Annotated in this window: 18 protein-coding genes; 13 read left to right on the top strand and 5 right to left on the bottom strand. The window is 41.6% G+C overall.

The genetic code is table 11. The annotated features are described in order from the left end of the window. On the top strand, positions 1 to 186 hold a 186-nt coding region (locus BMZ22_RS17080; RefSeq protein WP_218144018.1), incomplete at its 5' end, for a hypothetical protein. On the opposite strand, the gene BMZ22_RS04405 is transcribed toward BMZ22_RS17080, so the two are convergent. Continuing rightward, entirely contained in the window at positions 175 to 1,446 is a 1,272-nt protein-coding gene (locus tag BMZ22_RS04405) for a BaiN/RdsA family NAD(P)/FAD-dependent oxidoreductase (RefSeq protein WP_090082046.1), read from the bottom strand. The two genes, BMZ22_RS17080 and BMZ22_RS04405, sit on opposite strands and share 12 nt — an antisense overlap. A 145-nt stretch (positions 1,447 to 1,591) precedes the next feature. Between BMZ22_RS04405 and BMZ22_RS04400 the strand changes: the two genes are divergently transcribed. Further along, entirely contained in the window at positions 1,592 to 3,211 is a 1,620-nt protein-coding gene (locus tag BMZ22_RS04400) for a putative polysaccharide biosynthesis protein (protein ID WP_090082042.1), read from the top strand. 13 nt (positions 3,212 to 3,224) lie between these two features. Beyond that, entirely contained in the window at positions 3,225 to 3,944 is a 720-nt protein-coding gene (locus BMZ22_RS04395) for a pseudouridine synthase (protein ID WP_090082038.1), read from the top strand. A gap of 27 nt (positions 3,945 to 3,971) precedes the next feature. Here the strand turns inward: BMZ22_RS04395 and BMZ22_RS04390 are convergent, their stop codons facing one another. Continuing rightward, positions 3,972 to 4,193, bottom strand: a complete 222-nt coding sequence (locus BMZ22_RS04390; RefSeq protein ID WP_090082034.1) for a DeoR family transcriptional regulator — start codon at positions 4,191 to 4,193, stop codon at positions 3,972 to 3,974. Positions 4,194 to 4,353: 160 nt separating this feature from the next. Here BMZ22_RS04390 and thpR point away from each other — a divergent pair, with 160 nt between their 5' ends. From thpR to BMZ22_RS04375, 3 genes are all read left to right on the top strand, one after another. Further along, positions 4,354 to 4,917 carry an RNA 2',3'-cyclic phosphodiesterase gene (gene thpR, locus BMZ22_RS04385; RefSeq protein WP_090082030.1) on the top strand — a complete coding sequence of 188 codons (564 nt, stop codon included), beginning with the start codon at positions 4,354 to 4,356 and terminating at the stop codon, positions 4,915 to 4,917. Further along, positions 4,917 to 5,840, top strand: a complete 924-nt coding sequence (locus BMZ22_RS04380; RefSeq protein WP_090082025.1) for an NERD domain-containing protein — start codon at positions 4,917 to 4,919, stop codon at positions 5,838 to 5,840. Before thpR ends, BMZ22_RS04380 begins: the two co-directional genes overlap by 1 nt. A 203-nt stretch (positions 5,841 to 6,043) precedes the next feature. Further along, positions 6,044 to 6,862, top strand: a complete 819-nt coding sequence (locus tag BMZ22_RS04375) for a phosphotransferase family protein (RefSeq protein WP_090082021.1) — start codon at positions 6,044 to 6,046, stop codon at positions 6,860 to 6,862. Here the strand turns inward: BMZ22_RS04375 and BMZ22_RS04370 are convergent. After that, entirely contained in the window at positions 6,849 to 7,136 is a 288-nt protein-coding gene (locus BMZ22_RS04370; RefSeq protein ID WP_090082017.1) for a YtzH-like family protein, read from the bottom strand. The two genes, BMZ22_RS04375 and BMZ22_RS04370, sit on opposite strands and share 14 nt — an antisense overlap. Positions 7,137 to 7,247: 111 nt before the next feature. Here BMZ22_RS04370 and trmB point away from each other — a divergent pair, with 111 nt between their 5' ends. Together trmB and BMZ22_RS04360 are read left to right on the top strand one after the other, a co-directional pair. Continuing rightward, entirely contained in the window at positions 7,248 to 7,886 is a 639-nt protein-coding gene (trmB, locus tag BMZ22_RS04365) for a tRNA (guanosine(46)-N7)-methyltransferase TrmB (protein ID WP_090082014.1), read from the top strand. Between the two features lie 96 nt (positions 7,887 to 7,982). Next, a complete protein-coding gene (locus BMZ22_RS04360) occupies positions 7,983 to 8,837 on the top strand; it encodes a YtnP family quorum-quenching lactonase (protein ID WP_090082010.1) in 855 nt (284 codons plus the stop codon). Between the two features lie 49 nt (positions 8,838 to 8,886). On the opposite strand, the gene BMZ22_RS04355 is transcribed toward BMZ22_RS04360, so the two are convergent. Then, the gene (locus BMZ22_RS04355; RefSeq protein ID WP_090082006.1) at positions 8,887 to 9,201 is read right to left on the bottom strand and encodes a PepSY domain-containing protein; all 315 of its coding nucleotides are present in this window, start codon (positions 9,199 to 9,201) and stop codon (positions 8,887 to 8,889) included. A gap of 161 nt (positions 9,202 to 9,362) precedes the next feature. On the opposite strand from BMZ22_RS04355, the gene BMZ22_RS04350 reads away from it, so the two are divergent. Together BMZ22_RS04350 and BMZ22_RS04345 are read left to right on the top strand one after the other, a co-directional pair. Beyond that, positions 9,363 to 10,427, top strand: coding sequence for a M42 family metallopeptidase (locus tag BMZ22_RS04350; protein WP_090082003.1), 1,065 nt, complete (start codon positions 9,363 to 9,365; stop codon positions 10,425 to 10,427). 9 nt (positions 10,428 to 10,436) lie between these two features. Continuing rightward, positions 10,437 to 10,943, top strand: a complete 507-nt coding sequence (locus BMZ22_RS04345; protein WP_090082000.1) for a DUF84 family protein — start codon at positions 10,437 to 10,439, stop codon at positions 10,941 to 10,943. Positions 10,944 to 11,062: 119 nt separating this feature from the next. Here BMZ22_RS04345 and BMZ22_RS04340 read toward each other — a convergent pair whose 3' ends face one another. Beyond that, positions 11,063 to 11,503 (bottom strand): YtoQ family protein, encoded by a 441-nt coding sequence (locus tag BMZ22_RS04340; RefSeq protein ID WP_090081996.1) that lies wholly within the window; start codon positions 11,501 to 11,503, stop codon positions 11,063 to 11,065. A 321-nt stretch (positions 11,504 to 11,824) separates the two neighbouring features. Between BMZ22_RS04340 and BMZ22_RS04335 the strand changes: the two genes are divergently transcribed. The 3 genes from BMZ22_RS04335 (at position 11,825) to BMZ22_RS04325 (ending at position 15,620) form a co-directional block, all read left to right on the top strand. Next, positions 11,825 to 12,631, top strand: coding sequence for a DUF1444 domain-containing protein (locus tag BMZ22_RS04335; RefSeq protein ID WP_090081993.1), 807 nt, complete (start codon positions 11,825 to 11,827; stop codon positions 12,629 to 12,631). 16 nt (positions 12,632 to 12,647) lie between these two features. After that, positions 12,648 to 13,250 carry a YtpR family tRNA-binding protein gene (ytpR, locus tag BMZ22_RS04330; RefSeq protein ID WP_090081991.1) on the top strand — a complete coding sequence of 201 codons (603 nt, stop codon included), beginning with the start codon at positions 12,648 to 12,650 and terminating at the stop codon, positions 13,248 to 13,250. A gap of 168 nt (positions 13,251 to 13,418) precedes the next feature. Further along, positions 13,419 to 15,620 carry a DNA translocase FtsK gene (locus BMZ22_RS04325; protein WP_090081988.1) on the top strand — a complete coding sequence of 734 codons (2,202 nt, stop codon included), beginning with the start codon at positions 13,419 to 13,421 and terminating at the stop codon, positions 15,618 to 15,620. Positions 15,621 to 15,829: the final 209 nt, after the last annotated feature.

The following is a 15,829-nucleotide window of genomic DNA, read 5'->3' as shown; positions in this document are numbered from 1 at the left end:
TATGTTCCGGAAGATCAAAATATGTTCCGGAAGATCAAAATATGTTCCGGAAGATCAAAATATGTTCCGGAAGATCAAAATATGTTCCGGAAGATTAAAATATGTTCCGGAGAATCAAAATATGAGCTGGAGATTCAAAACACTAACCGGCCATTCAAAACATCTGCCGAAAACTCAAACGTCTGACCCGGCTTTATTTTCTGCCGCCGCATTTAGCCCTGCAAGGCGTCCGGTTACCAGCGCGGAGGTGATATTATAACCGCCGGTATAGCCATGGATGTCCAATATTTCACCGCAAAAGTACAGACCGTGCATAAACTTGGATTGCAAGGTTTTTGGAACGACCTCTTTTATCGAGACACCGCCACCGGTTACAAATGCTTTTTTCAACGGAAGCGAGCCATGAACGTCAAAACGGAAGTGCTTCAAGTCGTGTATTACATTACGCACGGCTTCTTTTGACACTGTTGCAGATTTCTGTTCGCCATCGATCTTGTGAATCGTGAGCATGTGGTCCAAAAGTCTTTCGGGCACAAGTCCTTTTAAAATATTTTTGAATGACTTTTTAGGACTGTTTTCCATGTTTTTTAAAATTTCCTGTATCAAGTGGTCTTTTTGTTTGTCAGGTAAAACATCCAGCAGCATCGAGACTTTCTCATGCCCTTTCATGAGTTCTTTTACTGCAAATTGTGAACAGCGCAAAACGGCTGGTCCTGAGATGCCGAAATGGGTGAATATCATGTCCATTCGGTGAGTAATAATTGGTTTGCCTTTTTTGTTTAAAACTGAGAGGGAGACATCTCTTAAGGATAATCCCTGCAAGCTCCTGTTTTGAATAAATGCTTCATTTGACGTAAGAGCTACTTCTGTCGGGTATAATGCCGTGACAGTATGCCCAGCTTTCTTTGCCCAGCTGTAACCGTCACCTGTGGACCCTGTGTGCGGTACAGCTTTGCCTCCGACTGCGATGATTAGTGATTTAGTGTATAATTTCTCACCGCTGTCCAGAATAACGGTGTGTTCGTTCTGGTCATAGTGAACAGCTTTTACAGGCGTCTTCATACGAACTTCTGCACCGAGTTCATCCAGCTTGTTTATTAACGCATTGACAACTGTTTTTGCCGAATTGGAGACCGGGAACATTCGTCCATGATCTTCTTCTTTTAGATCGACTCCCATCTCCTCAAAAAAAGCAATGATATCGTAATTATTAAAAACGGAAAAAGGGCTGAATAAAAATTTTCCATTCCCGGGTATATGCTTAATGACTTCTTCTTCAGGAAGTCTGTTTGTAACGTTACAGCGCCCTCCGCCTGAAATAGCCAATTTGGTGCCTAACTTTCTGCCTTTTTCCAGTAACAGCGTTTTTGCTCCTTTTTCAGCTGCGGCTATGGAAGCCATTAATCCTGACGGTCCTCCGCCGATTACAACGACATCGTATGACAATTTTCTTCATTCCTTTCCTTAGCTAGCATACCACGATTTCTATAACCCTAAAAACGATTCACTTAAATCCATAATAATAGCGTAAGCGGAGCTTTTCTGTGATAATATGAATATTGAATTGAATTTTTAAAATGCAGGTGAAACAATGTCGAATATTGTAAGAGGCACCATGCTCTTGACCGGTGCAACGTTTTTATCAAAATTTCTCGGGATGATTTATGTTATCCCATTTAACGAACTTGTAGGGGAAACAGGCGGTACACTGTTTTCACTTGCGTATACACCTTACAGTATATTAATAAGCATTTCGACAATAGGCGTACCTTTAGCCGTATCAAAATTTGTATCAAAATATAATGCCTTAGGTGATTACGAAACAGGCTTAAGAATGTACCGGGCAGGTATTATATTAATGGCCATCACCGGCTTTCTCGCCTTCTTAGGACTTTTTTTCAGTGCGGAATGGCTTGCCGGTATGATGATAACAAATGAAGCGACAGGAAACATTGCTGTTGAAGATGTCACAATGGTTATAAAAATGGTCAGTTTTGCTTTGTTGCTTATACCGCCTATGAGTATCACGCGCGGTTTCTTTCAAGGCTACCAGTCAATGGGACCTACCGCGGTTTCGCAGGTGGTTGAACAAATAGTGCGAATCGGTTTTATTCTGGTTGCTGCTTTTATCGTTACACAAGTTGTTGGGGGCACAGTCGTTACAGCAGTTGGATTCGCAACTTTTGCGGCATTTATCGGAGCATTGGCATCTTGTGTGGTGCTAGTATTTTATTGGCGCAAACGGAAAGCAAATATCCATAAAAATTTAGAACAACAACAGTACACATATGATATTCCAACAAAAAATCTGTTTTCTGAGCTTTTTCGATATGCAGGTCCGTTTATATTAGTCGGTATTGCAATTCCATTATATCAGCTTGTGGACCAATTCACGGTGGAACGTGCAATGACTGCTATTGGCCAAAAGGAATTGTTTGATGCAGCTTATTCTGCAATTAATTATTACGGGCACAAACTGGTCATTATTCCGGTAACAATCGCAACTGGAATGTCGCTGGCAATTATACCCGCTTTAACAAAAACGTTCACACAAGCAAATTGGTCAGTACTGTTCGAGCAAATTAATCAGGCGTTGCAAATTGTGCTGGTGCTCGTTGTCCCGGCTGTTGTTGGATTGTCCGCATTATCTGACGTCGCTTATGGCGCGCTTTATGGTATGCACAATATCGAAACGACCGGCACATTGTTGGGCTGGTACGCACCTGTTGCATTGTTTTTTGCTTTGTTTACAGTTACAGCAGCTATTCTGCAAGGCATCAACCAGCAGCAGTTCGCTGTTATCAGCTTATCAGCCGGGGTCTTAATTAAAGTGTTGTTTAATATTCAGCTAATCCATACATTTGGCCCAAAGGGTGCAATTTTCGGCACCGGGCTTGCTGCAGGAACGGCGGTTGCACTCAACCTGTGGCGCATTAAAAAATCAATTGAATTTCCGTTTAAACAAACGTTTAAACGTTTCTTGCTGATTATTATTTTTTCGGTGTTCATGTTAATTGCCATTGGTTTGCTTAAATGGCTGTTTGGTATTTTTCTGGAATATGAAACTTCACGCCTGGCAGCTGCCATCATGCTGGCCGCAGGGGTCGCAGGCGGTGGAAGTGTTTATTTATGGTTCAGTTATCAATCAACATTGCTTGAGCGTGTCTTAGGTGACCGTGTAAGGGTTCTGGATCGATTCTTCAAGCGGTGAATGGAGGTTATCAATGCGTTTGGATAAAATACTGGCAAATAAAGGATTTGGAAGCCGAAAAGATGTCAGAGCACTCATTAAGAAAAAGCATGTGACAATAAATGACAAAGTTGTTAAAGATAGTGGTACCAAAGTTAATTTGGAAAAGGACACAGTGAGAGTAAATGATACCATTATAAGCTATCGTGAATACGTTTATATTTTGCTGAATAAACCGCCCGGTTATATATCTGCTACAACGGATAACCATAATAAAACTGTGATCGATCTTCTGCCTGAAGCATATCAGCTTTTTGAACCATTTCCTGTGGGCAGGCTTGATAAAGACACAGAAGGACTTCTTTTGATTACAAACGATGGGGATTTAGGCCACCAGCTGACGTCACCAAAAAAAGATGTCGAAAAAACATATTTTGCGCATATCAGTGGACGTGTCACAGAAGCTGATGTTCAAGAATTCCAAAAAGGTGTTCAATTAGATGACGGTCTTATTGCAAAGCCAGCAACGCTAGAGATATTAGAATCTAAGGATGTATCGTTAGTCAACGTGACAGTGACAGAAGGCAAGTTTCATCAAGTGAAACGAATGTTTGAAGCGGTCGGAAAAAAGGTCATTTATTTGAAGCGAATCCAAATGGGAAGTTTAAAGCTTGATGAAGAACTGGAAACAGGGAAGTTCCGTGAACTCACTGAATCTGAAATCAATAAGTTAAAACCTCAAAAAAAAGGCTGACATACACAGTGTCAGCTGAACTTCTGATTAGGAAGAGACTTTGACAGGTTTGGTTGTTGTTTTCCATTTACCCCGTACAGGGCTTTTCACGAGCCCGTTGTGGGTTAAAATACTTAAGTCACGTTGAATAGTGCGGTCAGTTGTTCCAAATTCTTCAGCAATTTCCTGGGTCGAAACTGTCCCTTTTTCTCTTATGTAAAGGTAAACAGCTTTCACTCGCATAAGCATACGAGATGTCGAATGACTCAAATAATCACTCCCTAAGGAATTCATTATCTTTGGTGCAAGCTCTGAGCCGCTAACTCAATTTTACCGCTAAAATGCATGAATGAAAAGTTAAAAAGTATTAAATTTTAGTAAATTCATCAATACAGCTTACGCTTATAACACTAAAAAAATGAGGGTTTATATGAATTCACCGCATTATTTTATTGCTGTTCCGCTTCCATCGTCTCTAAAAGAAAAGCTTGCCGGGTGGCAGCGTGCACTTAAACCGGAATTACCTTTTAAGCAGTGGGTACACCCTGAAGATTTACATATTACGTTAAAATTTCTCGGGGCGGTTAGTGAAGAGCAGCTAAACATGTTAATCCGCTTAATGGCCCAAATAAGAAATTTTAATTCGTTTTCGCTGATGACTGGCGGTTTAGGAACGTTCGGTAATCCTGAAAACCCACGGGTATTATGGACAGGAGTTGAACGAAAGCCTGAATTGATGGATCTTCAGCAATATGTGGAGGGAATCGCGTTCGAGTCGGGTTTTAAACAAGAGAAAAGACCTTATTCACCACATATCACACTAGCGAAAAAATCGGCAGGTAAAACAGATCGAATTCCCGAGGTGAAAAGCCGCTATACAGGGCACCAACCGATTGCAGTTAATCAAGTCGTTCTTTTCAGGATTCATCCGGGGAAAAAGCCTAAATACGGAATTGAAGAAGCTTATAAATTTTCTCGGGGGAGGGAACAGTAATGGCTCAGCTGATCAAGCTGGAGGATTACGTTTCAAGATATGAATGGAATGCTTACCGTTATCCGAGTCAGTTCATACGGATGAAACAGGATAATTGGAAAAAACTTTATCACCTGTGGCGGAACGAAGCGTTCGTGGGTGATCAACAACAAGCGAATATGGAACCTGCTGCATCCAAGTGGAAGTCGTTGTTTAAATTTGGATTTAGAAAAACTGCTGAAGAAACGGCGAAAAATTCAGATGTAACGGATTTGCCCGCAACTGAAAATGAATTGCGTCACTATTTTCTGGATAAATTATACCCGGTCCAATTGAAGTGGGCATCTTCTACAGTTACGGAAGTGTCGTTTGTGGATCAAACGTATTATGCAAATGATCGTCTGAAATACTTTCTCAAACGGTTTCCTGATACATTTCTCGTCATGTACCACCCTGTCTTCAATGTTAAAAAGGCACCCGTGGATGGTGAGATTATTTTAATCAGTCCAATCGGAATCGAGATTCTATATCTGATTGAAAAGCAGCCTGGAACACTGATTACGGCTGATGGGGAACGGACCTGGCTTGTTAAGGAAGAAGCAAAAAGTGAAACAAAAATTTTGAGTCCATTGCTTGCATTAAAGCGTACAGAGAAGATCTTAAAGAGCATTCTGAAACAGGCGGATATTGCGCTGCCAATCAGTAAAGTTGTTTTATCACCGACAAATCATATTGCCTCGCTTAAAGCGCCGTACAATACTAAACTCGTAGGTAAGCATGCGTATGAAGACTGGTTTGCAGAAAAAAGAAACCTTGTCTCGCCATTAAAAAATCATCAGCTTAAAACGGCGGAACATTTATTAAAAAATTGCCGGACAACAGCAATTAAGCGACCTGAGTGGGAATCTGATGATAACAGCGTATTTCCTAATGACACAGTTTAAAGAAGGTACGCTACTTTCTCACTTTGTTCGAAATGAATAACAAACCATATCCGTCATATATCGATGTGATGGGAATGTAAGTTTGCTTGAAAGCAAAATGTTTTTCAGATAACCTATTCTCACACCACAATATTAGTAATGATGAGGTTTTTCCCAGGTGTTCACTTTACAGAAATGAATTTAATTAACGAATTGAGGTATTAATGGTGAATTGGCTCCAACAAGCAGTCGGAAAAGATTGGAATATTACACCTGCCGGCGGATTAACAGGTGATGCTTATATCGCTGAGAAGGGGGACAGGCGATTATTTTTAAAGCGAAATTCTTCTCCATTTTTAGCCGTTTTGTCAGCGGAAGGGATTGTTCCCAAGCTTGTATTTACGAAGCGGATGGAGAACGGCGACGTCATAACCGCCCAAAAATGGTTGGAAGGAAGAGAATTGAAAGCGGAAGAAATGCAGCATCCACAGGTGGCTGACTTGCTTCGGAAAATACATGGGTCATCTGAACTTCTTCATATGCTCATGCGTCTCGGCAACAAGCCGGCTACACCTGATGAACGTTTTGCTGATATCAAAGAACAATTAAATGCCAGCGAATTAATGCATACGTATAGAGAAGTTACGAAAGCTATTCACTTTTTGGAGCAGCTGCTTCCTGTTACCCGCAATCAGCATCAAGTTGTGTGTCACTGCGATCTGAATCATAATAATGTTATTTTGACAACAAAAGGACAACTTTATCTGGTTGACTGGGATAATGCAACGATTGCCGATCCGGCGATGGATTATGGTTTTGTTTTAAAATGGTATGTACCGCCGGAAGATTGGGGCGCATGGCTGGTTCGATACGGCCTGGACAAGGACGAGCATTTATATGAACGCATGTATTGGTATTTAATCATTGACGCTCTCTATTATTTAGTATGGCACTATGAACGAAACCGGGCTGATAAAGTCCAAAGCTGTTTATCTGACCTGCAGGGTTTAAACAGATATGTTGAAAAATCTATTCTAAGCTAGTTTTTCGAATAGCATTAACCCATGTTTGAATATTTGTTTTATTGGAGATAATATGTTCTTCGTCATTCTGAGCTATCTCTCCCTGTCTGCCATAATTATATATTTCAGGCAGCAGCTGCAGAAGTTGTTCATCGGATATACTATTATTTGCAATCATTGTTTGTACCAATCGTTTAATTTGCTGGTATTCGGAAATTTCACCGCAGCAATCGTCGTTCTGTTCAGTTAAAATATCCTGCAACAATTGTAATTGGTTGTGAGTAGTCAATACCATTTAAATCACCTCAATTTAGAGTGTTAGCTGATTCGTTAAATTTTATGCTTGCAATGACGTAAAGATTGCGATGCTTTTTAAGCGACAAATATAATAAAAGGAGAAGTAAACATGCGACAGCGCCATAAGCCGTGGGCGGATGACTTTTTGAAAAATAATACGCAACTGGTTATTCCGGATGCGGCATCGAAAAAAGGGGAGTGGGGCCAATTATTCGGAAATGATAACCCCATTCATTTAGAGATTGGAACCGGAAAAGGTCAGTTTATTACGGGAATGGCTGAACAGCATCCAGATATAAATTTTATAGGTATTGAACTGGCTAAAAGTATCATCGTGATGGCAGGGAGCAAGGTGAAAGCGTCAGAGCAGGATAATGTGCTGCTTATACATGGTGATGCAGCTGGTTTAAATGAGCTGTTCGCGGAAAATGAAATTTCGGTCATTTATTTGAACTTTTCTGATCCCTGGCCAAAGAAACGACACGCAAAACGAAGGCTCACATTTCACACCTTCCTTGAACAGTATCAATCTATTTTGCATCCGGAAGGTGAAATCGTGTTAAAAACTGATAACCAAGGACTGTTTGAATACTCGCTCGTCAGCTTTTCTCAATTTGGTCTTGAACTCCGGGAAGTCAATTTGGATCTTCATAATGAAGAAGACCCTTTAAATATTATGACGGAATATGAAGAAAAATTTTCAGCGAAGGGCCAGCGTATTTATCGCTGCCGAGCACAATTTCCGTGAACCCTCTGGCAGGGTTCTTTTTTCTTCAGCGAATGCAATCTTTACACAGGAACTTATTTTAGCTAGACTGGTAATAGAGGAGAGGAGGCGTTTTATTTGGAAACGATGCAAATTGGCAGAGGTAAACTGACATGGCTGAACGGTGGCGTTAATTTTCTTGATGGCGGTGCAATGTTTGGTGTTGTGCCAAAACCTCTATGGGGAAAAAAGTATCCAAGTAATGAAAAAAATCAGATTGAACTTAGAACCGATCCAATATTGGTTCAAATTGACGGAAAAAACTACTTGATTGAATCGGGGATTGGGAATGGAAAATTAACGAGCAAACAACTTCGAAATTTTGGTGTCTTGGAGGAATCATCGATTGACCGGTCATTGGAAAAGCTGAGTTTAACGGTGGATGATATTAATGCTGTGCTGATGACACATTTGCATTTTGACCATGCGTGCGGGCTGACCCGACCAGCAGGTGACGGGTATGAGCCAGTTTTTAAAAATGCGGAAATTTATGTGTCGCAGGTAGAGTGGGATGAAATGCGGAACCCGAATATCCGTTCAGCAAATACATACTGGAAAATGAACTGGGAACCGATAGCGGAGCAGGTCGAAACATTTGAAGATGAGATTACAATTACCAATGGATTAAAGTTGATCCATACCGGTGGGCACAGTGATGGCCATTCAATTTTGGTGTTTGAAGACGGCGATGAAACGTGGCTTCATATGGCCGATATTATGGCAACGCACGCTCACCAAAATAAGCTATGGGTGATGGCATATGATGACTATCCCGTAACTTCAGTTCATGAGAAAGAGAAATGGATGGCAGTTGGGTATCAGAAACAAGCGTGGTATACGTTCTATCATGATGCCTATTACCGTGCAATTAAATTTGATGAATCGGGAAATGTATTAGATGAAGTCAAGCGGGAGCGTTATGATTATGAATAATAAGAGGCTGGGATAAAAGTTTTGTCCCAGTCTCTTTTTAACTGCTGTATTACGCTGTTTCAACAGAGTCAATAACAGCTCCTGTGTCAACGTCAATATAAAATTCGTATTGCTTGTTTTCACCGTCAATATTCCGCGTAACACCGCCACGATAGGCGTTGTACAATAATCCGTTTCTTTCAACCTCTTCAGGTTTCATGTAAATCCAGGATCCACTGATTGGCCCCTGTTTTTTAAATGTTTCCTTTGCATGCTTTAGTGCCTTTTCAGGTGTGATTTTTTGATAACGATCGAGCTGCTGCTTTACTACAAAGCCTGCCGCAAGACCAGCCCCGGCAGCAATAACTGCATTTCTGGCTTTCATTTCTGTCACCTCTTCAATAATTATTAAACAATTTCTACACGCTACTGTTATTATAACGGAAAGCAACTGAAATAAAAACCGTTACACCATTGTTTGCTGGAAAGATGTCACTGTTTTCCGTTATACTGAACTTATTACATAATTAGGTGGAGGGAACGCAGATGAATCAGGAAACGATGGATTTATTTAAAAATCTTACGGAATTACAAGGTGCACCAGGGAATGAGCATGCTGTCAGGAAATTTATGCGCGCAGAACTTGAGAAGTACTCTGATGAGCTTATACAAGATAACCTGGGCGGTGTGTTTGGCGTAAAAAAAGGTGATGGACCACGCGTCATGGTTGCAGGTCATATGGATGAAGTTGGGTTTATGGTCACCCAAATTACTAAAAATGGCATGATTCGATTCCAAACATTGGGTGGCTGGTGGAGCCAGGTACTGCTTGCCCAGCGCGTGCAAATTATGACTGATAACGGCCCAGTGGTCGGTGTAATCGGGTCAATTCCACCGCATAACCTATCACCTGAGCAGCGTAAAAAGCCGATGGATACAAAAGATATGCTGATTGACATTGGCGCCGACGACAAAGATGATGCAGCCAAAATAGGTATTAAACCGGGACAATCGATTGTGCCGATTTGTCCGTTCACACCGATGGCCAATGAGAAAAAAATCATGGCAAAAGCGTGGGATAATCGTTATGGCTGTGGACTTTCAGTTGAATTATTAAAAGAACTGCAGGGCGAAAAAGTCCCGAACCAGCTTTACTCGGGTGCAACCGTTCAGGAAGAAGTAGGACTCCGAGGTGCTAAAGTGGCTGCCAACATGATTGAGCCGGATATCTTTTATGCGCTTGACGCCTCACCAGCTAACGACATGTCGGGTGACGATCAGGAGTTCGGCCAGTTGGGCAAAGGGGCTTTGCTGCGGGTTTTTGATCAGACAATGATTACACATCGCGGCATGCGCGAATTTATTCTGGATACAGCAGAATCGGGTAATATTCCTTATCAGTTCTTCGTTTCACAGGGCGGCACGGATGCCGGCAGCGTTCATTTGTCCAATAGTGGTGTGCCATCAGCGGTTGTTGGCATTTGTTCACGCTACATCCATACGTCTTCATCAATCATTCATGTTGATGATTATGAGGCGGCCAAAGAATTACTGCTCAAATTAGTGAAGTCAACGGATCAAAGTACAGTTGACTCAATTAAAGCGAAATAACGTTAGCATATGCGAATTGTAATTGGATCCGGTAATCCAGCGAAGATTGCAGCAGTGAAAGCAGTTTTTACAAAGGACGAGGTGAGTCCTGCCGATGTACCTTCTTTAGTCAGGAGTCAGCCATTTTCGGACCAGGAAACAAGGGAAGGCGCCATAAACCGGGCTGCCGGAAGCTTGAAAACAGTCCCTGCAGATCTCAGCATTGGGCTGGAAGGCGGTGTAATGTACGTAGGAGAAGATCTTTACCTATGTAATTGGGGCTCGCTGATTACCCGGGAGAATACACGTTTTACTGCTGCCGGTGCACGAGTTTTGCTGCCGAAAGAGATTGAACAGGAATTGCTGAAAGGCGTCGAGCTTGGGGACATCATGGATGGCTATGCAAAAAGGAAAAATGTGCGGAAAAAAGAGGGTGCAATTGGTATCTTTACGAATGACCGTATTTCCAGGCAGGACATGTTTACACATGTCGTTAAGCTATTGCACGGACAGTGGGAATATTGGCAACGCACATAATCAATATAAAAGACGAACGATAAAGAGGATTAGCGACGCAATTTTACTGAGTGGCTCCGCTTTTCCTTTTAACAATCGTTCGCCTTTTCTTTTAGTTAATCGCTTATGGCTTGGCTTTTTCATTCATAAATGTAGTTTAATACATCAAGTGCCTGATCAATGGTTTCCACCGTAACATTTGCTTTATTGGAAAGTTCTTTCAGTGGGTGAATGAGTGACTCAGGTCGTACGAGAATCGTAGGTTTACCCATCGTCATGGCTGCGCTGGCATCCATGGCCGTATTCCACTGCTTATATTTTTCGCCGAATAGTGCAATAACGACGTCTGATTTTTGCATCAGTACTTCGGTACGCAAATTATTTATACCAGATGCCGCATCGTCTTTATACACATTTCCCGGCTGCTGGCCAAGAATGTCTTCCCCTACATTGTCGGAACGATCGTGGTTTGTCTGTGGTGCAACAAACGTCAGAGGAAGCTCTTTCTCTTTTGCTTTTGATTTCAGCTCCTCGCGCCAATCATCATGGATTTGACCTGCCAGATAGACGGTTAGTTCCATTAAAATTCCTCCCATAATAATGTATCTGATTCTATCTTACCTGTTTTGGCGGCCAACGCAAACAAAAAACAATCGTAACTGTATTATTGGAAAAGATATCTAAGCATGAAACATGGACAGCAGGATGATTGAAAACATAGTGAATCAAGGATATGATAGGCATTAGCAAGTAGTGATATTCTAAGAGGAAACCAACTGAAACAGAAAAACAATTATCCGATATTATAAAAGCTGAAAACGTGATCGCAGTATTATCCGCTGGAAAGAGGAGTTAATGGGAATCATGGATAAAGTCAGCTCATAAAAGGAGAGACCTGAAGGATGAAAATGACAAGTTTAAAAATGAAAAAAATACTCCAAGAGCGGTTGGCGAACGAAAATTACAAAACATCCTACAATCGTGATAAAGATACATTTCGCATTGAATGGAAAGATACAGGCCAGGGGATGACCATCACACTGCCGAATGTTGTTTCTAAGTATAATGAGCGTGGTGAAGCAGCAATTGATAACCTCGAAGAACATGTCTCAGAAGCATTAAAAATTATGCATGAAGACCATCATTTGTCCGGGATGGAGAAAAACATTTTTCCGGTTATCCGTGCAACCTCATTTACCACCGAAACAAAAGGCGGCAAAAAGCTTATCTATAAAGACCACACGGCAGAAACGCGCGTTTATTATGCGTTGGATTTGGGGAAGTCCTATCAGTTGATCGATGAGTCGATGCTCGCAGAAGAGGGCTGGAGCCAGGAACGAATGGATGAAATCGCCACGTTCAATGTCCGATCTTTAAAAAACGACTATAAAAAAGACACTGTTGCTGATAATGACTTTTATTTTATCGCGTCCCAGGACGGCTATGACGCCAGCCGCATCTTAAATGAAGCGCTTCTTGAAGAAATGCTGGCCAATACGAAAGGTGAGTTAGCGGTCGCTGTCCCGCATCAGGATGTGTTGATTTTTGCTGATATTCAAAATAAGGCAGGATATGACATATTGGCACAAATGACGATGAAATTTTTTGCGGAAGGGCGGATTCCAATCACATCACTCTCATTTATTTATGAAAATAAAACACTGGAACCAGTCTTTATACTTGCGAAAAACCGACCTGAAAAGAAATAGAAAGGAATGAAACACGATGGATGTATTTTACAATCAAACAGGAATAGGGGACGTTTTGATAATACCAATTGAGGACGAAAATCGGTACAAGGTCACCCATGACAACTATGGTGATATTACGAAAATAAAAAATAGCCAGGGAAATGTTATCGGCTATAACATTTTTAAAGCTTCCTCATACTTTAACCTTAGTGGAAATGGGAAAATCAGTATGACGGAAGAAATGCTTGATCAAATGAAACAGGCTTTCAATCAAAATGGGCTGGATGATGTGCTGGATTTTGATTTAAGTCCGAAGTTTGTTGTCGGTCATGTCGTTGAAAAGTCCCAGCATGAAGATGCTGATAAATTAAGTGTCTGCCAGGTTGATACAGGGGATGAGCAACTGCAGATTGTATGCGGCGCTCCGAATGTTGATAAAGGACAGAAAGTAGTGGTGGCAAAAGTTGGAGCTGTCATGCCCGGTGGAATGAAGATTAAACCGACAAAATTACGTGGCACCCCATCGAACGGTATGATATGCTCACAAAAAGAATTGGGTCTTCCTGATGCACCTGAGGAGAAAGGAATTTATGTGCTGGATGACACATATAAAACAGGTGAGCCATTTGAGTTTTAAAACAAAAACAACCTTTGTCGATTGACACGGGTTGTTTTTTAATGAAAATCCTTAAACGAGGCTGTAGCGAATATGTGCAAACATATGAGAACACACGGTTCATTACAATTTCACTAAAAAACTGCTAAAATGATATTACTTGAATTATAAAGAAATGAGTGAATACATATGTGGGGTCGTTGGAAAGAAAAACTCAGCCGGTTCTTTTTTGAGGAAAAGGAAGAAGAAGAGGATGTTAAACACGCTGAAAAACCTGTTAATGGCAATCAGAACATCCATACACGAATAACCTATCAATACCCTGCTGAGAGGCCTTTTCGATTTCCTGTCATCCCGGATAAACCGCGGCAAAAGGAATCAACCGATATACCGGCATACCAGCGAAAAACAGTAAAAGAAAACAACCAGCCGAATCCTGTATATCCTCGTGATGTCAACCACACAGACAATCAAGAATCTCAGGGAATTCGCAAAATCGAAATACCTGATTCAAAGGAGCCGTTTAAACCAAGCGATGTGCCATCACCGGTGTATGGTTTTCAAAAAAAGGAATCACCAATTGAGGATATACCGGCATACAAACGAAAGCAGGACCATAATGAAGCGTTGTCAGCTGAAAAGGAAATCGCAGCAACAGAGGAAAAAGCGGAAGCTGACACGACATTCACCAAAAACGATGAAACACCAACGGCAAGTGCAGCACCGGAAAATCCTGTCCCGTCCAATAACGCACCTGCTAAACAAAATGCATCTGAAGCTGCTGAAAGACCAACACCGGAACATGCGAGGGCGAGGAAATCGCGTCCGAACAGGCAAAAGCAAGAAAAGAAAGATAAATCAGGTTCGGTAACACCGCCATTTAATGTCTTGATGTCAGCAAATGATAAAAGAAATTACGCTCAGCGAAAAAAATCGTTCCGTGAGCAAACAGGAGGTCGCGATAAACCAAGTAAAACGGAAGTTCAAAAAAAGAATCCATTCCCTTATCATTTATTAAATGATCCCGAGGAGAAAACAGAGCAGGATAAATTATGGATGCAAAACCAAAAGCAGCTTCTGGAAAAAACGTTAAAGCACTTCAATGTCCGTGCCACAGTAGTTAATGTCACACAAGGCCCTTCTGTTACACGGTTTGAAGTGCAGCCTGAACCAGGCGTTAAAGTGAGCAAAATTAAAAATCTCAGCGATGACCTTAAATTAAGCCTGGCAGCAAAAGACATACGGATTGAAGCGCCAATTCCGGGAAAACACACGATTGGTATCGAGATTCCAAATAAGCATCCACAGACGGTCAGCCTGCAGGAAATATTTGAGAAAGATACCTTTCAATCAAGCACGTCCCCTTTAACGATAGGGCTGGGTCTGAGTATTGAAGGCGATCCGCTTGTAACAAATATTCAAAAGATGCCACACGGGCTGATTGCCGGTGCAACCGGATCGGGAAAAAGTGTCTGTATCAATACAATATTGCTCAGTCTTTTGTATAAAGCTGATTATGAAGAAGTCAAATTTATGCTTATCGATCCGAAAATGGTTGAATTAGCACCGTACAATGGGATTCCGCACCTTATATCACCGGTAATTACCGATGTGAAGGCGGCGACGGCTGCTTTAAAATGGGCGGTTAAAGAAATGGAAAAACGCTACGATTCTTTCGTCCAAGAAGGTGTCCGTGATATTGAGCGTTTTAACCAAAATATGACAAAACAAGGTCGAACCGAAGACAAAATGCCCTTCATTGTCATTGTCATTGACGAACTTGCTGATTTGATGATGGTTGCGCCACAGGATGTTGAGGATTCCATCAGTCGGATTGCTCAGAAAGCCCGTGCGTGCGGTATACATCTATTGCTGGCCACACAGCGCCCGTCTGTTGACGTTATCACTGGCTTAATTAAAGCAAATATACCGACCCGAATCGCTTTCAGTGTATCGTCGCAAGTTGATTCAAAAACAATAATTGATACGGGGGGAGCTGAAAAGCTTCTTGGAAAAGGCGATATGCTGTTCATAGAAAACGGGGCTGGCAAAAGCATAAGGCTTCAGGGGGCTTTTGTCTCGGATGAGGAAATCGAGCGTGTAACCGAATACGCGCGTTCTCAAGCAGAACCGGATTATGCTTTTGAACAGGAACAATTGCTGCAGGATGTGACAAAAGAGGAAGAGTCGGATGAATTGCTGGAGGATGCCATTGACTTTGTCATCGAGCAAAACAGTGCCAGTACTTCATTGATTCAGCGTCATTTTAAAATTGGTTACAATCGGGCTGCAAGGTTGATGGATGCGATGGAAAACATGGGGGTCATCGGCACACAGAACGGAAGTAAACCACGCGATGTGTTAATATCGTCCGGACAATTGGATAACTAATACTTGCTTGCCAGAGCTGGTTTATATATTATGGGATAGAAGCAATTCGCTGAAAGGCCGTGTTTCAAAGTTGCTGCAATGAAGAACATCCTTGCCCATTAATGTATATAATGACGTAAAAGCGGTCAGATTTAATTTGTAAACAATGAAACTTTACAAATTCCCGGTCAGTAATTTTATTCTTCATTAATATTTGCTATAATGTCAAA

The sequence above is a fragment of the Lentibacillus persicus genome (assembly GCF_900112705.1).
GTDB lineage: Bacteria > Bacillota > Bacilli > Bacillales > Amphibacillaceae > Lentibacillus > Lentibacillus persicus.
This window is presented reverse-complemented; position numbering and strand designations above follow the sequence as displayed.

Excerpts from the sequence above, each read along its gene's own strand:
- BMZ22_RS04400 (WP_090082042.1), top strand. The coding sequence starts at position 1,592 with ATGTCGAATATTGTAAGAGGCACCATGCTCTTGACCGGTGCAACGTTT.
- BMZ22_RS04395 (WP_090082038.1), top strand. The coding sequence starts at position 3,225 with ATGCGTTTGGATAAAATACTGGCAAATAAAGGATTTGGAAGCCGAAAA.
- thpR (WP_090082030.1), top strand. The coding sequence starts at position 4,354 with ATGAATTCACCGCATTATTTTATTGCTGTTCCGCTTCCATCGTCTCTA.
- BMZ22_RS04380 (WP_090082025.1), top strand. The coding sequence starts at position 4,917 with ATGGCTCAGCTGATCAAGCTGGAGGATTACGTTTCAAGATATGAATGG.
- BMZ22_RS04375 (WP_090082021.1), top strand. The coding sequence starts at position 6,044 with ATGGTGAATTGGCTCCAACAAGCAGTCGGAAAAGATTGGAATATTACA.
- BMZ22_RS04370 (WP_090082017.1), bottom strand. The coding sequence starts at position 7,136 with ATGGTATTGACTACTCACAACCAATTACAATTGTTGCAGGATATTTTA.
- trmB (WP_090082014.1), top strand. The coding sequence starts at position 7,248 with ATGCGACAGCGCCATAAGCCGTGGGCGGATGACTTTTTGAAAAATAAT.
- BMZ22_RS04355 (WP_090082006.1), bottom strand. The coding sequence starts at position 9,201 with ATGAAAGCCAGAAATGCAGTTATTGCTGCCGGGGCTGGTCTTGCGGCA.
- BMZ22_RS04350 (WP_090082003.1), top strand. The coding sequence starts at position 9,363 with ATGAATCAGGAAACGATGGATTTATTTAAAAATCTTACGGAATTACAA.
- BMZ22_RS04345 (WP_090082000.1), top strand. The coding sequence starts at position 10,437 with ATGCGAATTGTAATTGGATCCGGTAATCCAGCGAAGATTGCAGCAGTG.
- BMZ22_RS04340 (WP_090081996.1), bottom strand. The coding sequence starts at position 11,503 with ATGGAACTAACCGTCTATCTGGCAGGTCAAATCCATGATGATTGGCGC.
- BMZ22_RS04335 (WP_090081993.1), top strand. The coding sequence starts at position 11,825 with ATGAAAATGACAAGTTTAAAAATGAAAAAAATACTCCAAGAGCGGTTG.
- ytpR (WP_090081991.1), top strand. The coding sequence starts at position 12,648 with ATGGATGTATTTTACAATCAAACAGGAATAGGGGACGTTTTGATAATA.
- BMZ22_RS04325 (WP_090081988.1), top strand. The coding sequence starts at position 13,419 with ATGTGGGGTCGTTGGAAAGAAAAACTCAGCCGGTTCTTTTTTGAGGAA.